Raw genomic sequence first — 20,913 nt, forward strand, 5'->3', positions numbered from 1 at the left:
TGCTCCTCCTTATTCCGACTAAATCAGTTGGTTTTACTTACATATTATCAATGAAACCCAGTAGTTGTCAATAGTCAGTTTTCGAACAAAAGGCCTATAGCTCTACCCTTTGGACGGTTTAGGCAGCACTTCCGCGTTATATTTCTGCAGCAGTGAATTTTCAACTTCCCGCAGCCCGTTCAGCTTGGATAATGCTAGCTCTCTCTTCACTTGTTCGCGTATACGGCTCTCGCTGAGCACTTCTTCCGTATGCGTTTCGAGCAACTGAATGACGGCTTGCCCCTGCTCTACTTCGATCGGTCCGGTCACCTCACCAACCGACAGCTGGTTGGCTGCTTCCAGAATGGCATCATCCGTAAACGGATCATCGGCTTCAATAAATCCTAAATCCCCGCCGCTGTCCGCCGTATCGGTATCCAGTGAATAGGTCTTTGCCATCAGGGCAAAATCCTCTCCGGACTCAAGCTGCTGCAGCAGCTCATCCGCTTCCTTCTCCGTTGCCAGCACAATCCATGCCAGATGCAGCTGCTTCCGGGGGGCGAACTGCTCCTTGTTGTCTGCTATGTAGGCATCAATCTCCGATTCGGTTACTTCTACGGAACGAAGAGCGATTTTCTCAAGCAGCAGCCGATACTCCGTATCTTCCCGAATTCCCTCAGGCGTCAAGCCAAGCTGCTCTTTCATCGATGCGTAATACAGTTCCTTGCTCTCATAACCCGTCATCATAGCTTCAAGCTCATCGTTCATTTCCGTGTCCGAGATGCTCAGATTGTAAGCCTCCGCTTCCTGCCGGGTAGCGGCGCGCACCATAAGGGTGCGCAGCAGCTGATCACCGTACTGCAGTTGCAGCTCATCACTGAGCTGCTTCGCGGTAATCTGCTCATGGCCAACCGTGGCAGCAAGCGGCTCCTCCGCAGGTGCGGGGCCTTCTTGGTCTTGTGAATTATCGACCGCCGCTTGAGGATCTGCCTTGGGCGGGAGCAGCACCCGGAACACCACTACGAGAGCTAAAATAATCATACAGATCGCCTGAATCAGCACAATGCTCCTCAGCACCCGGTCGTTCTTCATTATCGCTTGGCCTCCGATTATTGAATCGGTTTCGGCTTAGCCTGATCGAGCAGCATCTCAAGCTGCTGGCGGTCAAATGTGTAGATCTCGTTGCAGAAATGGCACACGACTTCAGCTTGTCCGTCTTCATCAATTAACTGTTTCAACTCATGCTCACCCATACTGATGAGCGTACGTTCTACACGTTCCATGGAGCATTGGCATTGAAAGACGACGTCAACATTGTCCATCAGCTGGATTTCGTCACCCACGACCCAGCGCAGTAGACTTTCCGGCGTTTCTCCTTGTTCAAACAGCGAGGAAATCGGCGGCAGTGCAGCAATAGCCTGTTCAAGCTTCGTAATGTTCTCTTCGGTGATACCCGGGAGCACTTGTACAATGAAACCTCCGGCGTTCATAACCGTGCCATATTCATCGACAAGGACACTAAGGCCAACAACAGACGGTGTTTGCTCAGAAGTAGCGAAATAGTACGTGAAGTCCTCCGCGAGCTCACCTGATACGATCGGAATGCTTCCGCGGTACGGTTCCTTCAGCCCCAGATCTTTAATAATGTGGATGTAACCCGTACGTCCTACTGCACCGGCCACATCCAGCTTTCCAAGCGCGTTACTTGGCAGCTGCACATCCGGGTTATCTACATAGCCGCGAACTTCACCATTGGCATTGGCATCGACGACGATTTGGCCGACAGGTCCGTCACCTTTGACTTGAATCGTCAGCTTCTCATTGCCTTTGAGCATCGCACCCATCATGGCACCTGCCGTAGCCGTGCGTCCAAGCGCTGCCGTTGCGGTCGGCATTGTATTATGCCGCTTACGCAGCTCTTCTACCAGCCCGGTTGTCTTCACGGCAAATACGCGAAGCTGTCCGTTCCATGCGGTACCGCGTACTAAATAATCTTTATGTTCTTCACTCATGTCTAGGATACCTCGTTTATTCTTGGTTTCGTTCGTAAATAATGCGTAAACCTTCAAGGGTCAGCAATGGGTCCACTTCTTCAATGGTTTCCGATTCGGCTGCAATTAAGTCCGCCAGCCCGCCAGTTGCAATAACACGCGGCGTTACGCTGAATTCTTTGCGAATCCGATTCACGATTCCGTCCACCTGGCCGGCATAGCCGAAAATAATACCTGCTTGCATCGACGTAACCGGGTTGCGTCCGATCACACTCTTCGGTTTCACCAGTTCAATACGGGGCAGCTTAGCGGCACGCTGGTACAGCGCTTCGGTTGAAATGCCGATACCCGGTACGATCGCTCCGCCCAAATAGTTGTTGCCCGCGTCAATATAATCAAAAGTCGTAGCGGTGCCGAAATCGACAACGATCAGCGGCGCGCCATATTTCTCGATACCTGCAATGGAGTTAACGATGCGGTCCGCGCCGACCTCACGCGGATTCTCATAACGAATGTTTAGTCCGGTCTTGATGCCTGGCCCAACAATCAGCGGAGATTGGCGCATGTATTTCTGGCAAAGCTGCTCCAGCGTACGCATAAGCGGCGGCACAACAGAGGAAATAATAACGCCCTCGATCTGGTCCAGCTTTACGCCTGCGATTTGAAACAAATTGTGAATCATGATTCCATACTCATCCACAGTTGCCGAACGATTGGTGCTCAGGCGCCAATGGTACAGCAGCTTGCGGGCTTGGTAGATACCCAGCACGATGTTCGTATTGCCTACGTCCACAACGACGATCATGCTGCTGGGCCTCCTTTCTTCCCATTCAAATCCAAACTAATGTCGAGCGATTGGAATGAATACGTCAGCCCGCCCACGGAAATGACATCGACCCCGGTTTCCGCGATACTACGAATGGTCGTCAAATTCACACCGCCGGATGCTTCAACAATGACATGAGGCGAGCTTGCTTTGATCCGCGCCACGGCTTCACACATAAGGTCATTCGGCATGTTGTCGAGCATAATGATATCGCTGCCGCATGCGAGTGCTTCCTCCACTTGAGCGAGTGATTCCGTCTCAACTTCGATTTTCATCGTATGAGGAATCACATGGCGGGCGGCCTGAACAGCACCCGTTATTCCGCCGGAGCCTTTGATGTGATTATCTTTGATCATAACGGCGTCGTATAACCCGAAACGATGGTTAAATCCGCCGCCTACTCGAACCGCGTACTTCTCAAGCATCCGGTGACCCGGTGTTGTTTTGCGCGTATCGACCAGACGTGTAGGAAGCCCTTCGATGGCTTGGACAAATGCACGGGTTTTGGTTGCAATGCCGGACAGCCGCTGCATGAGATTCAGTGCCAGGCGCTCACCAGTCAGAATACTGTGGGTACTGCCTTCTACTTCAGCCAATACAGTGCCCTTAGTCACGGCATCTCCATCCGCAGCGAGTGGACGGAATTTCAGCGATGGGTCGACCACCTCGAAAACAAGCCCGGCGATCGGCACTCCTGCCAGTATTCCATCCTCTTTCACATGAATGACGGCCTTCGAGCGCGTTCCCGCAGGAATCGTTGCCCAGCTTGTTATATCGCCTGATCCAATATCTTCAGCAAGCCACGCCTTTATTTGAGCCCGCAGCGTATCAGCCGCACTGTTCCCGAACGCCGCTGCAAATTGTGCTTCATACATCTTCAATCCGCTCCTCTGTTATCCCGAACTCCCGATGGAGGACGGTATGCTTGCGCCAGAGCAGATCATTTCGCTCCGGAAAATCTTCCCGACTATGCGCGCCGCGGCTTTCTTCCCGTGCCAGGGCAGACTCTGCCGTGAGCATCGCGCAGGTCAGCAGATTCGCAAATTCATATTCTTCTCGTTTCGTAATGACGGATTGAAAAATCGAACGCAGCCGTTTCAGCTCTTCAAGCCCTTTGTTCAGCCCGTTAGCATCACGATTCAGCCCGACATAACGCACCATCGTTTTCTGCAGTTTAAGCCGTTTCTCGACCACCGCTTGAATCGGCGCTTCGCTCCGCTTCAGCGAATCCATGTGAACTTCTGTATGGCCTTCAAGCGGAGGCAGCGCATTGATGCGTTCCACAATCCGACGTCCGAATACAATAGCCTCGGATAACGAGTTGCTGGCTAACCGATTCGCGCCATGCACGCCGGTCGATGAGCATTCGCCGCAAGCAAATAACCGCCGCAAGTTGGTTTCGCCGTGCAAGTCGGTTTTAACTCCGCCCATCATATAATGCGCCGCAGGAGCAACGGGAATCCAATCCGTCGTCAAATCGAGTCCGAAATTCAAGCAGAACTCATAAATGTTCGGAAACCGATGTCTCACCATATCGGCGGATTCATGGGTCACATCAATATAAACAAAAGTCGATTTGGTCGCTTCCATCTCGCTCACAATCGCCCGCGCAACGACATCGCGCGGAGCGAGCTCAAGCTGCTCGTGGTATTTGTGCATAAACCTCTCCCCACGAATATTGCGGAGCACCGCACCTTCGCCACGCACCGCTTCCGAGATCAGGAAACGAGGCGCGCCCGGGTAACAAAGCGAGGTTGGATGAAATTGAATAAACTCCACATCTTGTATGTAAGCCCCTGCACGGTAGGCCATTGCGATTCCGTCTCCGGTAGCCACTTCAGGATTCGTCGTGTAGCGGTACAGCTGCCCTGCTCCGCCGGAGCAAAGAATCGTTGCTTTGCCGCGCACGAACAATCGCTGTCCATCCGGCTTCTGCACCAGCGCACCCACGCAAACACCGTCATCTGTAATCAGATCGATGACGAAATGATCATCCCAAACCTCTATTCGCGGATTCGCAATCGCTTTCTCCGACAATGCGCGTACGATTTCGAAACCGGTCGCATCTCCGTTTGCATGCAAAATACGACGCTGACTGTGCGCACCCTCCTTGGTGAGTGCAAACTCGCCGTTCTCTTGGTCAAACTGCGTACCCATGCGGACCAGGTCTTCTACGCCCTTTGTCCCTTCATGCACGAGGACATCGACGGCTTCATGCGAACAAAGCCCGGCGCCGGCAATAAGCGTATCCTGACGATGATAAGCCGGGGAGTCGTCCTCGGAAATAACAGCCGCAATGCCGCCTTGGGCGTAACGCGTATTGCTGTCCATAAGCGACTTCTTCGTAATCATGAGCACATCATTCGTTTCACTGGCTTTAATCGCGGTAAAAAGACCGGCAATGCCGGCCCCGATAACAATGACATCTTTATGAATGACTGGAAGCCCTTCGAGTTCAACATCTACGAGATAACGTGGGATCATAAGTGCAACTTTCCTTTCTCATGGAAAGAGAGTAGCGCATGCTACTTCACTTGTAACATGCGCTCCAGGGATAGACGGGCTTGATTGGCAACCTGCTCCGGAACGTAAATTTGCGGCTGCATCGTTTCCAGACATTTAACAAGCTTCTTCAAGTTGTTTACTTTCATGTTCGGACAAACCAAGTACTTCGTTGCAAAGTGGAAGGTCTTGTTCGGGCTGTCCAGACGTAGCTGATACCCTGTGCCATCTTCTGTGCCGACGATAAACTCTTGGCAATCCGATTCTTTACAATATTTTATAATAGCCGTTGTACTTCCGACGAAATCGCCTAGTGCTACCACTTCAGGACGGCATTCCGGGTGAACGACGAACTGTGCATTCGGATATTTCGCTTTCATTTCTTCTACATCTTTGACGGTCAGCATGTCATGCGTGTTGCAGTAGCCTTCCCAGATAATCATTTTTTTGTCAGTCTTTTGCTGCACGTAATGACCCAGATTCTTATCCGGTACCCAAATAATTTCGTCGGAATCGACCGAATTCACGACACGCACGGCATTAGCGGACGTACAGCAAATATCGGTTTCCGCTTTGATTTCGGCGGAGGAGTTAATGTAAGTGACTACTTTCGCATTCGGATGCTGGGCTTTCAGCTTCCGCAAGCCGTCGACGTTGACCATGTCGGCCATCGGACAGCCGGCACGCTCGTCGGGGATGATAACCGTTTTGTTCGGTGCCAGAATTTTAGCGCTTTCGCCCATAAAATGAACACCGCAGAACACGATTACATCTGCATCCGTTTCCGCTGCCTTCTGCGCAAGCAGGAAGGAGTCTCCGCGGAAATCCGCCACCTCTTGAATTTCATCACGCTGATAATAATGCGCAAGTATAATGGCGTTACGTTCCTTCTTCAATTGCAACAATCGTTCCCGCAATTCGCGGTTTTGTTCCGCTTTCCTTTCGAGAGCCAATGCTTCCATAGCTAAATTCCCCTCTTTTCACTAACTTTGTGAACTGATGCACAAACTTGGCTATTCGTTCACCCTTATTTATCGAAAATGCTGTTATTCCGCTGTGTGATTCATAATCCTTATCATGCCCATGTCGCAAGCCGCTTGATTCGCAAGAGCCTTTACAAGGGATTAACCTTAAATTTACACAAGGTAGTGTACGCTGTCAACAGACAAAAGAGGCCGTTTTAGCCGATCTAAGGAAGGTTTCCTCATGTAAGGAAGTTACTAAGCCCACAAGCTTACTCGTCCTCCCACTATAGCGTTAAAGCGTCTGCCCGCAAAAAAGGCTGCCCGCGCAGTCGCCTGCGATCGGACAGCCTTTGAGGACTATCAACTTCTATTCTTTAGGACTTCGGTGTACCGTCATCGTCATCGTTTTCTCTGTTGTCCGGGTCAATTGGAGGTGTCAATTCGCCTGGCTCCTTCGAACCAATACGAACCTTCACGCCGCCAATCGTATCGATAATCGGCTCTGCTTTAGGCTCAGCGGAAACGATGTTTGAACCGCCTTCGCTCGCGCCGCCTTCTGTAGCTCCGCCCTCGATCAGACGTTTGATTTGCTCAATCTCCAACGTTTCTTCGGTAAGGAGCGTTTGTGCAATAAGATGCATTTCTTTGCTCTTCTCCGTAAGAAGCTGTTTCGCACGAGCATAGCAGTCTTGAATGAAGCTCTGCATCTCTTGGTCAATTTCATAAGCGATGGCATCGGAGTAGTTCTGCTCATGTCCAATGTCACGGCCCAAGAAAACTTGGCCTTGCGAGCTGCTGCCGAACTGCATCGGTCCAAGCTTGTCGCTCATCCCGTATTCCATAATCATCGCACGAACAATGCTCGTCGCTGATTTGAAGTCGCTGTAAGCGCCAGTGCCGATTTCGCCGATATAGATTTCTTCCGCTACGCGGCCGGCGAGCAATCCTGTTACTTTATCGAGCAATTCCTGCTTCGTCGTCAGCATGCGGTCGCCATCTTTAGGAAGCATGATGACATAGCCGCCTGCGCGTCCGCGCGGGATAATCGTTACTTTGTGAACCTGATCCGCATGCTCGAGGAAGTAGCCGGCAATCGTATGGCCCGCTTCATGATACGCAACGATCCGTTTCTCGCGGTCACTGATCACGCGGCTGCGTTTCTCTGTACCGACGATAACACGGTCAATCGCTTCGTCCACTTCGTTCATTGCGATTTCTTTCTTGTTGCGGCGAGCGGCCAGAAGGGCTGCTTCGTTAAGCAGGTTCTCCAGATCCGCACCGGTAAAGCCTGTTGTCCGCTTCGCGATAACATCGAGTTTAACGTCTTTGTTAAGCGGCTTATTGCGTGCATGCACTTTCAGTACAGCTTCGCGGCCTTTCACATCCGGACGGTCAACCGTAATTTGACGGTCGAAACGGCCTGGACGAAGAAGGGCAGGGTCGAGAATATCCGGACGGTTGGTTGCCGCCACGATAATGATACCTTCGTTAGCACCGAAGCCGTCCATTTCAACGAGGAGCTGATTGAGCGTTTGTTCGCGCTCATCATGTCCACCGCCGAGACCGGCGCCGCGCTGACGTCCAACGGCATCGATTTCATCGATAAAGATGATACAAGGCGCGTTCTTCTTCGCGTTCTCGAACAAGTCACGAACACGGGAAGCACCGACACCGACGAACATTTCTACGAAGTCCGAACCGGAGATACTGAAGAACGGTACGCCTGCTTCGCCTGCAACGGCACGAGCAAGCAACGTTTTACCAGTACCCGGAGGGCCCACTAGCAGTACCCCTTTCGGAATACGAGCGCCTACGGCTGCGAATTTACGCGGATCCTTCAAGAACTCGACTACCTCGACGAGCTCTTGCTTCTCCTCGTCGGCCCCTGCCACGTCCTCGAACGTTACGCGTTTCTTCTCTTCGTTGTACAATCTGGCACGGCTCTTGCCAAAGTTCATCACTTTGCCGCCGCCGCCTTGCGCCTGATTGATCAGGAAGAAGAACAAAATAAAGATGATCACGAATGGAATGATGGAGGTCAAGAAGGTGAGCCAGATGCTCTGTCCTTCCATCGGCTTTACTTCCATTGCGAATTTGTTTTTTAGCTGCGCGTCGGTAATTTCTTTAACGACAAATTCCTCAACGCTGGCATGAGTGTAGAATTGGGCTGAATCCGAACTTTCCGGTTTGTTCTTGTACTCACCGGTGATTAGGTAAGAGTAGCCGTCGAACTGAAGCTCAACTTGCTTCACGTTGTCACTGCCCAGCTCCTGCCTAAATTGATCGTAACGGATTTCAGTGGTGGAGTCATTTTGGCTGCTGATAAATTGGAAGATCCCGACGGTCACCAAAAAAATAATCAAATAAAAGCCAGTATTGCGGATGATCCGATTCATCCCCTACCTCCTCTCAAGACGCAAAAAATAAGATGACCTTGCACGATAAGCCCCCGTGTGCGGGAGCCTTCGATACATGGCTGAATGCATGGACTGTCTAAACCCTTACTTCTCGTAAACCTCAGGCTTCAAAATGCCGATAATCGGCAAGTTGCGGTACTTCTCCGCATAATCAAGCCCGTACCCGACCACAAATGCATCCGGCAGTACAAATCCTTTATAGTCCGCTTCCAACTCCACCTTGCGGCCTGTCGGCTTATCAAACAGCGTAACAAGCGTGATGGACTTGGCGTTGCGGCGCTCCAGCACATCGATGAGATAGCTGAGTGTCAGCCCACTGTCGATAATATCTTCAACAATGAGTACGTCTCGGCCTTGCACCGACGTGTCAAGGTCCTTGATAATTTTCACTACACCGCTTGTTTTGGTCGATTGTCCATAGCTGGAAACCGCCATAAAATCAAGCTCAACCGGGATCGTGATGGTCTTAACCAAGTCAGCCATAAAAATAAAAGCGCCTTTAAGTACGCAGATGACGAGTGGATTGCGCCCCTCGAATTCGCGGCTAATGGTATCGCCCAGCTCTTTTACTTTCTGCTGAATTTGGTCTGCGTCGTAAAGTACTTCTTGAATGTCGTTCAGCAACACGGGCCCTCCTAAATGGTTCTTGCCTATACTATGAATGGATCAGTGCATCTTATTCAAGTTGGTTCAGTGCGGAAGCATCAAGGTTTACCCGCATCATCATTCTGATAACACGGCTTGTCGTTTCCATCACCTGAGCATGTCTTGATCTTCGAATGCCCGGGATCCAAAGCACGGTTCCGTTAGCGTCGACAACGATCGGCATCACCTCACGACGTGAGGGTGCGACGCGTTCATCAACGAACATATCTTGTACCTTTTTGGTACCATTTAAACCAAGCACTTGCATTCGGTCACCTGGACGGCGATTTCGAACCGTGAGCGGGAATTCCAAGGCGTCGGCATCAAACAGCGCTTCATGTCGATTATGGGGTCTGGGCGCATCAACCTCAGCCCATTCCTCAAGCGACAATTCCGCTTCCGCCATCGGCAAAGCCAGGCGTACCGTATCTTGGGTTACAACATAAGCATATCCGCTGCGCCCGGGTGCCATTCTCCCCTTATTCGCATAGGTGAACACTAAATTGTCGTACTCACGCAGAAATCGAACACCGCTGCCAACATCGAAGCTCCACGTTGTGGCTGCGCCATCAGAGGCCGCAATCCTTATCGTTTCTATGCTTTCAAATGAAGTGGTTTCCGTTTCCAAGCCAATATAACTCAATATTAGTTTAATCAATCTCCTTTGTAAAGCGACATGCAGGCCAAGCAGCGCTTTGCGGGTCAATTGGCATCCTTCGCTGTGAGGCGCGATATGGCGCTCAAAAATTGCCTTAGTTTCTTGCTCCAGCCAATCGTCTTCAGCCGATGCAAGCTCCGCCAATCGGACAAGCGACTGGGAAAACTGCGGGTTAAACGACGCCAAGTAAGGCAGAACGTCCAAGCGGACCACGTTGCGAAAATAATACTTCTGCCCATTGCTGCTATCTTGACTGAACGGGATCGCCCACTGTTCACAGTAACGCAGGATGTCTGCCTTGTATGTACGCAAAAGCGGCCGAATAAGTTCCACGTTTTTTTCTTTTCGCCGAATTGCAATTCCTGCGAGCCCACCGGGCCCGGTTCCGCGAACCACTCGCATCAGCACCGTTTCGGCTTGATCATCGGCATGGTGGGCGAGCGCAATGCGCGCGGCGCCGTATGTATGAGCGACTTGATGCAAGAATGCGTACCGCTTCTCGCGGGCCGCCGCCTGCGCATTCATTCTTGTTTCTTCTATATAAGCAGGCAAATTAAAAAGCGCCGTTTCGCAAGGAATGCCGAGCAGCGCTGCGTATTGTCTCACGGATTCTGCTTCCCGCGCCGATTCCTCGCCGCGAAAGCCATGGTCCACGTGAGCGGCGACCAAAGTAAGCCGCTCTTGTTCGGACAGCCGGTGAAGCGCATGGAGTAAGGCCATGGAATCCGGTCCGCCGGATACCGCGACGACGACCGTCTCCCCCGGCAGCCACAGCTGCTCTTCCCGGGCCAGTCCGGACAGCTCGCTTAGCCAATCCTCCACTTCCCTCATCCTCCCCATGTCGCTCGATTGTGATTCTTATGATGCGCCGCGCAGCAGCCAATAAATCGTAGTTGCCAGTACTGCGGCCGAAGCGGCGAACAGCCCCTTCATCCAGCGAGGCGCCGGCGCGGAAACCGAATTGGCTGCCCCTGAGCGATGCATCCACTGCTGCCAAGCTGCAGCCGCTTCGCGGGCGCTGGCAAATTCGCCGTAGAGCGCCTTGCGCAGCCAACCGCTGAGCGGCTTCAACACGGCGCTGGTCGCAGCGAGCTTCGCCAGCTCATCCGGCGTTCGCGTTTGCGGCAGCAGGCCGGCAGATAGCTGCGCAAGCCGTCGGCTTTCATGCAGCTGAATGCAGAGCACCGCAAACGAGAACAAGTCATACTTCGCATCCGCCGTACGCGTCCCCGCATTCCAGTAACCCCGGTCGTAAATCTCCGTAAACTGCCGTACGCCTTTGCCATAAGCAGTAGCGCCGCCGTAGTCCACGAGCTCCGGCCGACCATAATCGCCGACAAGGACGTTCTCCACCTTCAAATCCCCGAACGTCCAGCCCGCTTCATTCAGCTCTGCGATTCGGCCAAGCAGATTGAAGGCAACAACGGGAAACCATTCCTTCCCTTGTTTACCCAAATAATCGGCAAGCGTCATCCCTTTAATATATCGCATGACATAGAAAGGATGTTCCTTGCCATCGGCTCCGCGGAAATCATCCACATCGACAAGGAAGAGACCTCCCTTAGCGCCGCGCTTCTGTTTCTGCTTCGCGATCGTTTGCAAGACATTGACTTCCGATTGCAAATCTACGGTATCCGAACCGATCTTAAGCGCGAACAGCTCACGCTGCCGCTCGACCAGAAATACTTTGCCATTGGCTCCTTCACCGAGCAGCCGTTCCACGCGATAGCTGCCCTGCTTCCACTTGCCGCGAATGATTGTGCCGCGCGGAAGTGTCCATTCAAACGACGTAGTCACTCATCATCCCGTCCGTTTCATCATTCTTCCTACTACCATAATCGGCTTTTTGATAAAAATCAATGACATGCACGATCGCGGGACCTGTTGGTGTCGTCCCTCTCATCTGCAGCCGCGGGAATAAAGAATGAACGCCGCTTATATTGCTCGTCCAATCCAGATCAAGCTTGCAGTCCTCACCATAGGCGGAGCCGGGAAAATGAAACACGGCAATCTCGCTGCCCCCCTGTCTCGATTGTAAACTGATAGCCAGATCGCGAATCGCCTCTTCAACCGCGTGCAGCTTCGGTTTCATGCTGGCGCTGGCATCAATCAATAGCGCAACGCGCAGCTTGCTCGTTTCACTCAGCTCGTCGATGACGCGTACGACTTCACCCCGCTTCTCCGGCGGAAGCTCCTCGATAGACGACGTGCCAAGCACTTGCTTCAGCTCCCGTTGAACGGCCTGCTGAATCGTCTGTACGACGGTTTTGCGCGTCAGCATTTGAACCGTCTGCGAAAGCTGCCGCGTATGCGACAATCGGCTCAAACCACCGCCCGCCCGCGCAATCTCTTCAATTTCGTTCGTACCAAATTCGGCGAGATCGCCTTGATCCACTACGCCGACAACATTCACTGTGATCCCCACTGCGTGCGCCTGCGCAGCCGCAATAACCGGACTTACGCCAACATTGGAACAGCCATCCGTTACTAATAGAATCTGCCTCATCGTCATTCCCCCAAAACCTTGGAATCTACTGCCGGATGCAACCAACCTGTACCTATCGTCCAAACAGGCTTCATCCCTAGTACCAGCTCTATCAGCATTGCCATTTTTGAGAGGGGATAACCCTGTTTTATTGAGTCGCTAGGCCCAGAGGGACATTCCAATCCTCGGTTTAAACGCAAAAAGAAGCCTGCCGGCCGGACAGGCTTCTTCCATCTTCTATTTAATAGCTATGGATCTTTAATAATCGCCGTTCCACGCTTATGCTGCATCAATGCCCGTACTCGCTCCCGCTGTTGCCGCCCTCGGTTAAATTGTCCGTTTCGTATGTTGTTCATCAAATCGGCTCACCGTCCCTATGTTGCTCAACCTGGCTCTACCAGATTGGCGGAGTGCAGCCCGCACAGGCTGATGTCTGTCTATTCTAGTGATGACAATCCATCTATCTATTCCGCCCCGCTTATTGATCATTAATAATTGCCGGTGCACGCTTCATTAAAGAAGGGTGCCGTATGCGTTTCCGCTGCTTGCGCCTTTGGAGTAGTTGCTGGATCCATCTCATGTTCATGGTTAGCTCACCGTCCTTGGTCGCTCGACCTTGGTCACGCCAGGCCAGCGGAATGTAGCCCACTCGGGCTGATGCTTGTCTACTCTCGCGACGACAACCGTCATATCATCCACAATGTCGCCTTTGTGGTACCGCACGACTGTTTCCAGCAGTCCATCGGCAATTTCCTGCGGATCGTCGGATCGAATCTCTTGAATGACCCGCTTCATCCACATTTCCTTATTTACGGCATGCCCCGGCGCGTCATAGATGCCGTCGGTCATCATAATGAGCGTATCTCCGGGCTGCAGCTGCACGCGAATAAGATCTATGTCAATGTCCTGCAAAATCCCTACCGGCAAATTGTTGGCCGTGATCGGAATCACTTCGTTCCCGCGCTTAATGAAGCTGGGCGTTGATCCGATTTTCATAAAAGTCGTCTTCGCGGAGTACATGTCGATGAGTGCGACATCGACGGTTGCAAATATCTCATCCGAAGAACGCAGCAGCAGAATGGAGTTAACCGACTTGATGGCAAGCTTCTCATCCATCCCGGATTGCAGAAGCTGCTGTAAAATCGTCAAAGCAGTGCTGCTCTCCTGCTTTGCGCGCTCCCCATTTCCCATTCCGTCGCTGATCGCGACGGCAAATTTGCCATTGCCGAGCTCCACCGTACTAAAGCTGTCTCCCGACAGCAGATCGCCTCCCTTGGCGAGTCCGGCGACACCCGTTTCAATCTCAAACGCTTTGGCCGTCCCGAAAACAACCTGCGCAGCACTTCCCTTCTTCTCCGGGTAAGTCTCCGACATAACGGCAATCGGCTCGCCTAGAATATCGGATAACAGCGGCGCGATGATTTTGCGGCATTCATCGTAACCGCGGCCAAACGTATGGTACACCTCAATTTCAACGTTTCCCTCCTCCAAATTAATAATTTCAATGCCTTGTATCGATAAACCGAGCCCTTCCAGCGCCTCCCGGATTTGTTCTTCCTGTAAATGCAGCTGCTGCCCCTCCCGCTGGATTTCGCGCGCCAAGTCATCCATGACTTGAGAAACGCCGGACAGCTGTTCTGCGACAAGCTGCCGAGAATCGTTCAGCTGCTTTCGCCAATGCCGATCATGCTGATACAACTCATGCTGCTGCTGCATAACGCTAAGCACTTGATGCGGCTTCACGCAATGCACGCTCCACTCCCTCGGCACCTCCTTCGGCCCCAAACGGCGCCCTTCCTCTACGGTTGTCATCATACTGGTCATCATCTTGTACGTATCATAGAATCGCCCCTCCCAGCAAAGCTCCCGCTTGTGGCAGGCATTGCATGTTCGCTCTGCGGCCGCATTCATGAAATGGCCCGCCGCTTCCTCTCTCCTCTCCTTCTCCGTGGCCTCATGGCCAAGCTGCCCAAAACTGCGGGAAAGCTGGCGAAACACTTCGGAGAACTGGGTTACGCGCTGCGCCGTGACATCTCGGACGCGCCTTGCATATTCATGCTGCGATTTCACATGTTCCTGCGTGCCGGGCACATATTTAGAGATGATACGAATAATCGATTTTGGGGTAAGCATCAGCATAGCGGCTGCAACGACCGACTCCCACGTCGAGGCCATCACATCTGCCTGATTACCGACATAAATGGATAGAATCGAAGCGCCAAGCAGCATGCCGAAGGCTACGGCCATTTTGCCGCCTTCACGAAGCAGCCCGGCAAGCAAGCCGGCAAAAGCCAGCAAGCTCATCTGCACAATCGCATTGGTATCGGCCAAACTGAGAATGAGACCGGCGACGACACCCACGGAAGCGCCAAGGGGTGCGCCGCCTACAAGCGCAAAGAGCAGCAGCATAAACCTCGACATGATGTGTTCGACGGACATGCCGTATATTGTCCAGCCAACAGCCCCAGTCATGATGGATGCAAGCATAATCATCAGACAAATGATCTCCTCGTTCTTCAGTGCCGAGGATTTCTTCGTCAGCGTCAGCACCGGTATCGCTTGGACGAATACCAGCGTCAGGACGAAGGCCAGTGATGCCTCTACGCCAACCATCATCAGCTCATACCAGCTCAGCGTGTCCGTCGTCACAACACCGAACAATCGGACCAGCATGGTAGCGAGGAATACGAGCAGAGGCGCATACGACAGTTCCGCTCGTTCATATGCTTCAAGTCCCCTCAGCAATAAGTAAACAACGGCCAGCTCCATAGCAATCCACATCGGTTCCGGTGCGATCGCGAGCCAGCTGCCTGCTACTATTGAAGCCGCAACCGGAAGCAGCAGATCTCGGCGCAGAAAGAAAATGACTGTAAAGTAAGCCACTGCAAACGGAGTCAGCGACTCCAAGATGACAGCTCGTCCGAGCAGAAACCCGACAGCCATCAGCGCAAACGTCCATTTCCGCGAGGTCAGCAACCCTGCCAAGCGAAGCAACCCGGTTCGTTCCATTCCTCTCCTAAAGGTTGATTGGACGAAGCTTGTTTTCTGCACACCTGGGAACATGACAACTTTAGGTTTGTCCACCATGCTTGATGACACCGCCTTATTCAAAATTTGTATCCCCATTATAGGATCACGATTTTAGAAATGTTTGTCAGAAAGCGTTGTCATGGTAAAAGTTTTTTCCGACATTTTCACGCGTCGTGGGCGGCCCTCTGTCGGGATTGCGGCATCCTAGCGCTATCAAGGCGTCGACCTACTTATGCGCCATCCCGTCACCCACCGTTTCAACAAAAAATGTTCCTTCCGCCAAGCCGGCGCATGGCGAATCGCCGTCCGAACCTGTCGGGATTGCGTGAGAACAAGGGAAAAGTTTTTGAGATGGGCGGGTATAAATCGTACTCGCCCTGCATAATAAACCGTTGACAGCCCCTTTATACCGAAAAAGACAGCAAAAAAGGCAGTGCCTCAAGGGGCACTGCCTGATTCTCATACTATGCTATTAATCGCGCTTAGCACCACGGCCACCGCGTTTGGATTCCGTGTTCTTCTTCAGCGAAGACATACGCTCTTCGCTATCCTTCAGGAAGCGTGACATTTTATCCTCGAAGGACGGTTTGCCGTAAGCAGGTTTACCGCCGCCAGCCTTATTGAATGGACGTCCGCCGCCACCGCCGCCTTGACGATTAAAACCACCGCCGCCGCCGCTTGGTCCGCGATCTCCACCGCCGCCTGGCCCGCCTGTACGATTGAAGCCACCGCCGCCGCCGCCGGTACCTGTCCGGTTGAAGCTGCCGCCGCCTGGTCCACGATCTCCACTGCGTTCACGCTGAGGAGGTGCTGAGCCTTCTGGTCGGTCGATTGCTTGCTTAATGGAAAGCCCGATTTTCCCGTCTTTATCTACATTAATGACCTTCACTGAAACGACATCTTCCAGTTTCAAATGGTCTTTAACATCTTTGACGTAGTTATCGGCAATCTCTGAGATGTGAACTAGCCCTGTGACACCTCCCGACAAATCGACGAATGCTCCGAAATGCGTAATGCCTGTCACCTTGCCCTCTAACTTGGCGCCCACTTCAATTGCCATAGGTAAAAATGTTCCTCCCTAACCGTTATGCGAAGCCTTTAGCTTCGAGTTCTCTCAGCCTGAGGCTGCGAGCAAAAAAATAATGATATGACTACGGTAAGCCGTTAAAAATATGGTTACTAAGCTGATTATACTCCAATGGGAGAAGCAAGGCAACAGGACGGATACCCGTTGTTACGCCCATCTTAGGTGGTTGAGGCGACTTGAATCAACCGAAGGTTGCTTCAAACCAATCACTCTTAGATAAATGCTGAGTCACCATGGGTTGACTCAAACCATTCACTCTTAGATAAATGCTGAACCAACCATAGGTTGCTTCAAACCAATTATCTAGGGCTGAGTAATGACCTCAATCCGCTTCTCGCCTTTGCGAACCATGCCTTGTTCCTTCGTTGCCAGCTGTCCGATATACTCCTTATCGCTCAATCGCGCGACTTCAAGCTTCAGCTCTTCGACCTGCTTGGCAGCCTCGTCGATTTTCTGGGAGGCATTGGCCAGCTTAATCTCAGCTTGACCTTGACGATCAAGCTGAGAGAACAGCGTATATAGCGCCCAGCCCATGAAGAGAGCGATAAATACAAACCAGATCTTCAACCGGCGCTTGGTTCCTGCATACTGCGCCGCAGCGGATGAATGAGAGCTTGTTGTAGATGTCGCCATATCATGGACCTCCTGACGTAAGATTAATCGTCTTTCTTCTCTTGCTTCCGATTCTTCCAGCGCTGCCATAGCTTGTTCAATCCGGTACGAAATGCTTGGACCCGTTCCGGGATTCGCCACTTGGCTATAATTGGGTTTACCCAACGTTTCCAAGAACGAAGCAGCGGCTTCCAAATCGGTTTGGTCATCCATGCAGCCAGAAGCCAAAATGGACGTACCAATTGTACCACAATTTTGAAAAGGAAAATAGCAAATGCTCTCAAAAACGCAAAGAGCAGCTTTCCAATTCGATAGAGCAGCAGCAGAGGACGAATAATCAATAGATCAAAAGCACGGATGATGAATCTTATCACCGCGCGGACGGTGCGGATCAGGATATGCACCAGCTGCATCGTGATTTTGCTAAAGAGCCAGTAGTAACAGCCGATGCCGAGCAGCAGCCCGATGAAAACATACGCCCGCACTTCGCCTTCATTGCTCGCAGAGAGCACTTGAAAGACGACTAATGTAGCCGCAATCCAGTAGAGCAAGTCGAAAATCGGAATCCATAACCGGCTGATCCGCAGCTCGTCCGATACGACACGATACCCATCGAAAACGACGCCCATCCCGATCCCAGAGAGCAGCATCGTTATCATTGTCCACCACTGAACGGTCAAACTCACTTGAATATCTTCCCGAACAAGCCCTTCGACTTGCTGCCCGTATTGCCATCCAGGTAAGTGAGCGAATGAACCAGCCCTTCAATGGCGACCAGTCCCTGCTCCAGACTGAGATGCTTCATATGCAGGTTCTGCCCGCGGATTGCCAGAAAGCCCAGCTCAGTCTCCAGCAGAAACTCTTCACTGTCGAAGCTCTCCACATTCATAACGCCGGTAATCTCAAGGATCTTGCGGTTAAGCATTTTGATTTCCTGGCGCTTCTGACCCTTTCCTTGCTCGATCATTGCTCGTCCCCCTCCTCCAGCACATCTATCACTGAGACTAGCCTATGGGGAAGGGACAGGTTTTAGAACTGCGAGAATAAGGGGTTACGATTTTTGCAGGATCATAGATTTGATGACTCGAACGAGTAAAGCGAGAGCGAAAAATAACACGCAAATCCCGCCAATGGCGCTGATGATTCGCATAGCCGCTCGGATGAACAGGTAGACGCCCGAAGACTCTGCCAATGTTAAAAAGACGGAACCGATCATCCGGTCATTCATGCAAAGCAGCGCAAGCCCGGCTAGAATACCGAATAAGCAGTTTTTTTGAGCCGACATCGTTCTGTTCACCTCACTACCGCAATAGAAACACCGCTTGTGAGATTATAGCACTTTTAGGTAAAATATGGATACAGTATTATATAGATTTCCGCAAATAAGAAAAACAGCCTCCGCCGGGTATTGCACCGGTAGAGGCTGTCTATTAAACTGCTTATGCTTGCCAGTCGAGCTTGTTCTCTTGCTGGCGCGCTTCTTCTTTCAACAAAGTATACATACCGCTAGCCTCGTCCTTCTTGGTCGTCTCCAAGATCCGCTCGACGCGGACGGTGACGATCTTCTGGCCGTATTGAATTTTGAGCTCGTCGCCGGCTTTGACGGTGCTGCTCGCTTTGGCTTCACGATCGTTAATCCAGACGCGGCCTTGCTCGGACACGTCCTTTGCGACAGTACGCCGCTTGATTAAACGCGATACTTTGAGGAATTTATCCAGACGCATTATTACTTGATCGCGTCTTTCAATTTATTGCCGGCTTTAAACGCTGGAACTTTGGATTCTGCAATCGTGATCGGGTTGCCCGTTTGCGGGTTGCGACCTGTACGGCCGGAACGCTTACGCGTTTCGAATGTACCGAAGCCGATCAATTGGACTTTGTCTCCGCCTGCCAGAGCGTCTGTTACTTCGCCCAGAAAGCCGTTCAATACGGATTCTACATCACGCTTAGTCAAACCGCTTTTTGCCGAGATGTTGTTGATCAAGTCTGTTTTGTTCATTGTTCAATGGCCTCCTAAAAGTTCAATTATACTTGTAGGCAGTGTTTAGACTGCCGCATAGCTTAGTTTCCTCAGCTACTACTTCTGCCTATTAGCAAATAAATCCTGCTGATTGGAAAATTATTTTCACGTTTTGTGAGGAAATAAGCCGAATTTTGACGAATCTACAATCCTTTTTACTAGGGAAGCTTCTTGGCATCCTCCCAGTAACGATCCATCTCTGTTAAATCAGTTTGGTCAAAGGTTCGGCCGCTTATACGAAGCTGCTCCTCAATATATGAAAATCGTTTCTTAAATTTCGAATTGGTGCGAGAAAGCGCCTCTTCCGGATCGGCGTGGATGAAGCGCGATACGTTGACTGCCGCAAACAACAAGTCTCCGAGTTCGTCCGCCTGCTCCTCAGCGTCCTTGGATTGAATGGCCTCGCGCAGCTCCCGAAGCTCCTCGCCAACCTTGTCGAGCGCCGGGCCGATATGATCCCAGTCGAAGCCGACTTTGGCTGCTTTCTTCTGAATCTTGTAAGCTTTCATCAGTGCTGGCAGATCGGGCGGAATGCCGTCCAGCTGCGAGGCTGTGGCAGGATCGATGCCTTTACGGCGCTTCTCCTCTGCTTTCATCTGCTCCCAATTGCGCAGCGCCTCTTCGGAATTACCGGCGCTCGTATCGCCAAACACATGCGGATGGCGGAACAGCAGCTTCTCATTAAGTGATTGAATCACGTCATAGACGGAGAACGTGCCGACCTCTTCTTCCATCTGGCTATGCAGCATCACTTGCAAAATCACATCGCCGAATTCTTCGCGCATGCCATCCGGATCATCGTTATCCAGTGCTTCGATCGCTTCATAGGTTTCCTCGATGAAGTTCTTGCGAATCGATTGATGCGTTTGTTCCCGATCCCACGGGCAGCCTTCGGGGCTTCGCAGAATCGCCACGATTTCGTGCAGACGCTCGAAGGAGCGGTTGCGCAGCATATCGTCCGTGGAACGAGGCAGCCAAATCAGCGAGAGATTGCCGTAACCCGGCGTCCGGTCCAGCTCATAGAGCGGAACGGTGATGATCTGCTCCTCGCCGGGAACGCCAAGCGCATGGCCGATCGTGATCGGGTAATCATCGGGCAGCAGCTCCATAAGCGTCAGCTTCACATCCGAAGCCGTAAATTCGTCATAGACTTGACCGATTACGGTATGCAGCTCCGTGCGGATCAAAGACGGCTTCAATTCCGCTGCATCCAGCAGCTGGAACCCTTCGATCGGGTCGAACCCCAGCCGTGTAAAAGCTTGATCGAGGAAGCTCTCGCCGCCAAGAATGCGCAGCTCGATGCCATGCTCCGGGCAGTGCTCGCGCAGCAGCTGAACCGTCCGCTCGGCCACCATCGGATGACCGGGAACCGCGAATATTAAGCTGCCTTTCGTGCGGGCATTCGCGATTAACTGCTTCGCGATCGCTTCATATACATCCGGGAATGAGTCCATTTGCTCGTATAGAAAGTCGAAGGACTCATAAGCTAACTGATGATCGCTGAACAGCTTCATCATAGGATGCTTGTCCGTACGGACATAGCGATTGGACGCCTCCTGCAGTCTGCGCCAAACGCCCAGTGTAAGCTGATCTTCGTCTCCGGAGCCCAGTCCGACCACGGTTATTGTTGGTTGTTCCATGTATGTATGTTCCTCCTTTTGGAATGCAAACGTCGGCGAGGTATTGCGCCGAGGCA

General features: G+C 52.0%; 20 protein-coding genes. All 20 read right to left on the reverse strand.

Annotated features, from left to right (window positions below):
* Window positions 1–102 precede the first annotated feature (102 nt).
* Window positions 103–1,071: a peptidylprolyl isomerase gene (locus tag AC6ESO_RS28345; RefSeq protein WP_497094326.1), complete on the reverse strand. Its 969-nt coding sequence runs from the start codon at window positions 1,069–1,071 to the stop codon at window positions 103–105.
* A 17-nt stretch (window positions 1,072–1,088) separates the two neighbouring features.
* On the reverse strand, window positions 1,089–1,991 hold the full coding sequence (gene hslO / locus AC6ESO_RS28350) for an Hsp33 family molecular chaperone HslO (RefSeq protein WP_497094327.1): 903 nt from the start codon (window positions 1,989–1,991) through the stop codon (window positions 1,089–1,091).
* A 16-nt stretch (window positions 1,992–2,007) separates the two neighbouring features.
* A complete protein-coding gene (locus AC6ESO_RS28355; RefSeq protein ID WP_090985852.1) occupies window positions 2,008–2,775 on the reverse strand; it encodes a type III pantothenate kinase in 768 nt (255 codons plus the stop codon).
* Entirely contained in the window at window positions 2,772–3,671 is a 900-nt protein-coding gene (gene nadC / locus AC6ESO_RS28360) for a carboxylating nicotinate-nucleotide diphosphorylase (protein WP_497094328.1), read from the reverse strand. Before nadC ends, AC6ESO_RS28355 begins: the two co-directional genes overlap by 4 nt.
* The gene (gene nadB, locus AC6ESO_RS28365; protein ID WP_497094329.1) at window positions 3,664–5,280 is read right to left on the reverse strand and encodes an L-aspartate oxidase; all 1,617 of its coding nucleotides are present in this window, start codon (window positions 5,278–5,280) and stop codon (window positions 3,664–3,666) included. The genes nadC and nadB overlap by 8 nt, the downstream gene beginning before the upstream one ends.
* 41 nt (window positions 5,281–5,321) lie before the next feature.
* Window positions 5,322–6,260: a quinolinate synthase NadA gene (gene nadA / locus AC6ESO_RS28370; protein WP_091225489.1), complete on the reverse strand. Its 939-nt coding sequence runs from the start codon at window positions 6,258–6,260 to the stop codon at window positions 5,322–5,324.
* 377 nt (window positions 6,261–6,637) lie between these two features.
* Window positions 6,638–8,659 (reverse strand): ATP-dependent zinc metalloprotease FtsH, encoded by a 2,022-nt coding sequence (gene ftsH, locus AC6ESO_RS28375; protein ID WP_494822137.1) that lies wholly within the window; start codon window positions 8,657–8,659, stop codon window positions 6,638–6,640.
* 105 nt (window positions 8,660–8,764) lie between these two features.
* Entirely contained in the window at window positions 8,765–9,304 is a 540-nt protein-coding gene (gene hpt, locus AC6ESO_RS28380) for a hypoxanthine phosphoribosyltransferase (RefSeq protein WP_210664337.1), read from the reverse strand.
* 52 nt (window positions 9,305–9,356) lie between these two features.
* On the reverse strand, window positions 9,357–10,805 hold the full coding sequence (tilS, locus tag AC6ESO_RS28385) for a tRNA lysidine(34) synthetase TilS (protein WP_497094330.1): 1,449 nt from the start codon (window positions 10,803–10,805) through the stop codon (window positions 9,357–9,359).
* A gap of 36 nt (window positions 10,806–10,841) precedes the next feature.
* Window positions 10,842–11,780 (reverse strand): protein kinase domain-containing protein, encoded by a 939-nt coding sequence (locus AC6ESO_RS28390; protein WP_497094331.1) that lies wholly within the window; start codon window positions 11,778–11,780, stop codon window positions 10,842–10,844.
* A complete protein-coding gene (locus tag AC6ESO_RS28395; protein WP_497094332.1) occupies window positions 11,764–12,489 on the reverse strand; it encodes a vWA domain-containing protein in 726 nt (241 codons plus the stop codon). The genes AC6ESO_RS28390 and AC6ESO_RS28395 overlap by 17 nt, the downstream gene beginning before the upstream one ends.
* Before the next feature lie 567 nt (window positions 12,490–13,056).
* Complete coding sequence (gene spoIIE, locus AC6ESO_RS28400) at window positions 13,057–15,555, reverse strand: stage II sporulation protein E (protein WP_497094333.1); 2,499 nt, start codon at window positions 15,553–15,555, stop codon at window positions 13,057–13,059.
* 415 nt (window positions 15,556–15,970) lie between these two features.
* Window positions 15,971–16,558, reverse strand: coding sequence for a S1 domain-containing RNA-binding protein (locus AC6ESO_RS28405; RefSeq protein WP_497094334.1), 588 nt, complete (start codon window positions 16,556–16,558; stop codon window positions 15,971–15,973).
* A 330-nt stretch (window positions 16,559–16,888) separates the two neighbouring features.
* On the reverse strand, window positions 16,889–17,218 hold the full coding sequence (locus AC6ESO_RS28410; RefSeq protein WP_497094335.1) for an FtsB family cell division protein: 330 nt from the start codon (window positions 17,216–17,218) through the stop codon (window positions 16,889–16,891).
* A 23-nt stretch (window positions 17,219–17,241) separates the two neighbouring features.
* Complete coding sequence (gene yabQ, locus AC6ESO_RS28415) at window positions 17,242–17,883, reverse strand: spore cortex biosynthesis protein YabQ (protein ID WP_497094336.1); 642 nt, start codon at window positions 17,881–17,883, stop codon at window positions 17,242–17,244.
* Window positions 17,880–18,164 carry a sporulation protein YabP gene (gene yabP, locus AC6ESO_RS28420; protein WP_494822129.1) on the reverse strand — a complete coding sequence of 95 codons (285 nt, stop codon included), beginning with the start codon at window positions 18,162–18,164 and terminating at the stop codon, window positions 17,880–17,882. The genes yabQ and yabP overlap by 4 nt, the downstream gene beginning before the upstream one ends.
* 84 nt (window positions 18,165–18,248) lie before the next feature.
* A complete protein-coding gene (locus tag AC6ESO_RS28425) occupies window positions 18,249–18,482 on the reverse strand; it encodes a hypothetical protein (RefSeq protein WP_497094337.1) in 234 nt (77 codons plus the stop codon).
* 154 nt (window positions 18,483–18,636) lie between these two features.
* Window positions 18,637–18,921: an RNA-binding S4 domain-containing protein gene (locus tag AC6ESO_RS28430; RefSeq protein WP_090985876.1), complete on the reverse strand. Its 285-nt coding sequence runs from the start codon at window positions 18,919–18,921 to the stop codon at window positions 18,637–18,639.
* A 2-nt stretch (window positions 18,922–18,923) separates the two neighbouring features.
* The gene (locus AC6ESO_RS28435) at window positions 18,924–19,196 is read right to left on the reverse strand and encodes an HU family DNA-binding protein (RefSeq protein ID WP_090985878.1); all 273 of its coding nucleotides are present in this window, start codon (window positions 19,194–19,196) and stop codon (window positions 18,924–18,926) included.
* Window positions 19,197–19,375: 179 nt separating this feature from the next.
* Window positions 19,376–20,857: a bifunctional methyltransferase/pyrophosphohydrolase YabN gene (yabN, locus tag AC6ESO_RS28440; protein ID WP_497094338.1), complete on the reverse strand. Its 1,482-nt coding sequence runs from the start codon at window positions 20,855–20,857 to the stop codon at window positions 19,376–19,378.
* Between the last annotated feature and the right edge of the window lie 56 nt (window positions 20,858–20,913).

The sequence above is a fragment of the Paenibacillus rhizoryzae genome (assembly GCF_059686995.1).

Coding starts and splice junctions, on each gene's coding strand:
- AC6ESO_RS28345 (WP_497094326.1), bottom strand. CDS start 1,071: ATGAAGAACGACCGGGTGCTGAGGAGCATTGTGCTGATTCAGGCGATC.
- hslO (WP_497094327.1), bottom strand. CDS start 1,991: ATGAGTGAAGAACATAAAGATTATTTAGTACGCGGTACCGCATGGAAC.
- AC6ESO_RS28355 (WP_090985852.1), bottom strand. CDS start 2,775: ATGATCGTCGTTGTGGACGTAGGCAATACGAACATCGTGCTGGGTATC.
- nadC (WP_497094328.1), bottom strand. CDS start 3,671: ATGTATGAAGCACAATTTGCAGCGGCGTTCGGGAACAGTGCGGCTGAT.
- nadB (WP_497094329.1), bottom strand. CDS start 5,280: ATGATCCCACGTTATCTCGTAGATGTTGAACTCGAAGGGCTTCCAGTC.
- nadA (WP_091225489.1), bottom strand. CDS start 6,260: ATGGAAGCATTGGCTCTCGAAAGGAAAGCGGAACAAAACCGCGAATTG.
- ftsH (WP_494822137.1), bottom strand. CDS start 8,659: ATGAATCGGATCATCCGCAATACTGGCTTTTATTTGATTATTTTTTTG.
- AC6ESO_RS28395 (WP_497094332.1), bottom strand. CDS start 12,489: ATGAGGCAGATTCTATTAGTAACGGATGGCTGTTCCAATGTTGGCGTA.
- spoIIE (WP_497094333.1), bottom strand. CDS start 15,555: ATGGTGGACAAACCTAAAGTTGTCATGTTCCCAGGTGTGCAGAAAACA.
- AC6ESO_RS28405 (WP_497094334.1), bottom strand. CDS start 16,558: ATGGCAATTGAAGTGGGCGCCAAGTTAGAGGGCAAGGTGACAGGCATT.
- AC6ESO_RS28410 (WP_497094335.1), bottom strand. CDS start 17,218: ATGGCGACATCTACAACAAGCTCTCATTCATCCGCTGCGGCGCAGTAT.
- yabP (WP_494822129.1), bottom strand. CDS start 18,164: ATGATCGAGCAAGGAAAGGGTCAGAAGCGCCAGGAAATCAAAATGCTT.
- AC6ESO_RS28425 (WP_497094337.1), bottom strand. CDS start 18,482: ATGTCGGCTCAAAAAAACTGCTTATTCGGTATTCTAGCCGGGCTTGCG.
- AC6ESO_RS28430 (WP_090985876.1), bottom strand. CDS start 18,921: ATGCGTCTGGATAAATTCCTCAAAGTATCGCGTTTAATCAAGCGGCGT.
- AC6ESO_RS28435 (WP_090985878.1), bottom strand. CDS start 19,196: ATGAACAAAACAGACTTGATCAACAACATCTCGGCAAAAAGCGGTTTG.
- yabN (WP_497094338.1), bottom strand. CDS start 20,857: ATGGAACAACCAACAATAACCGTGGTCGGACTGGGCTCCGGAGACGAA.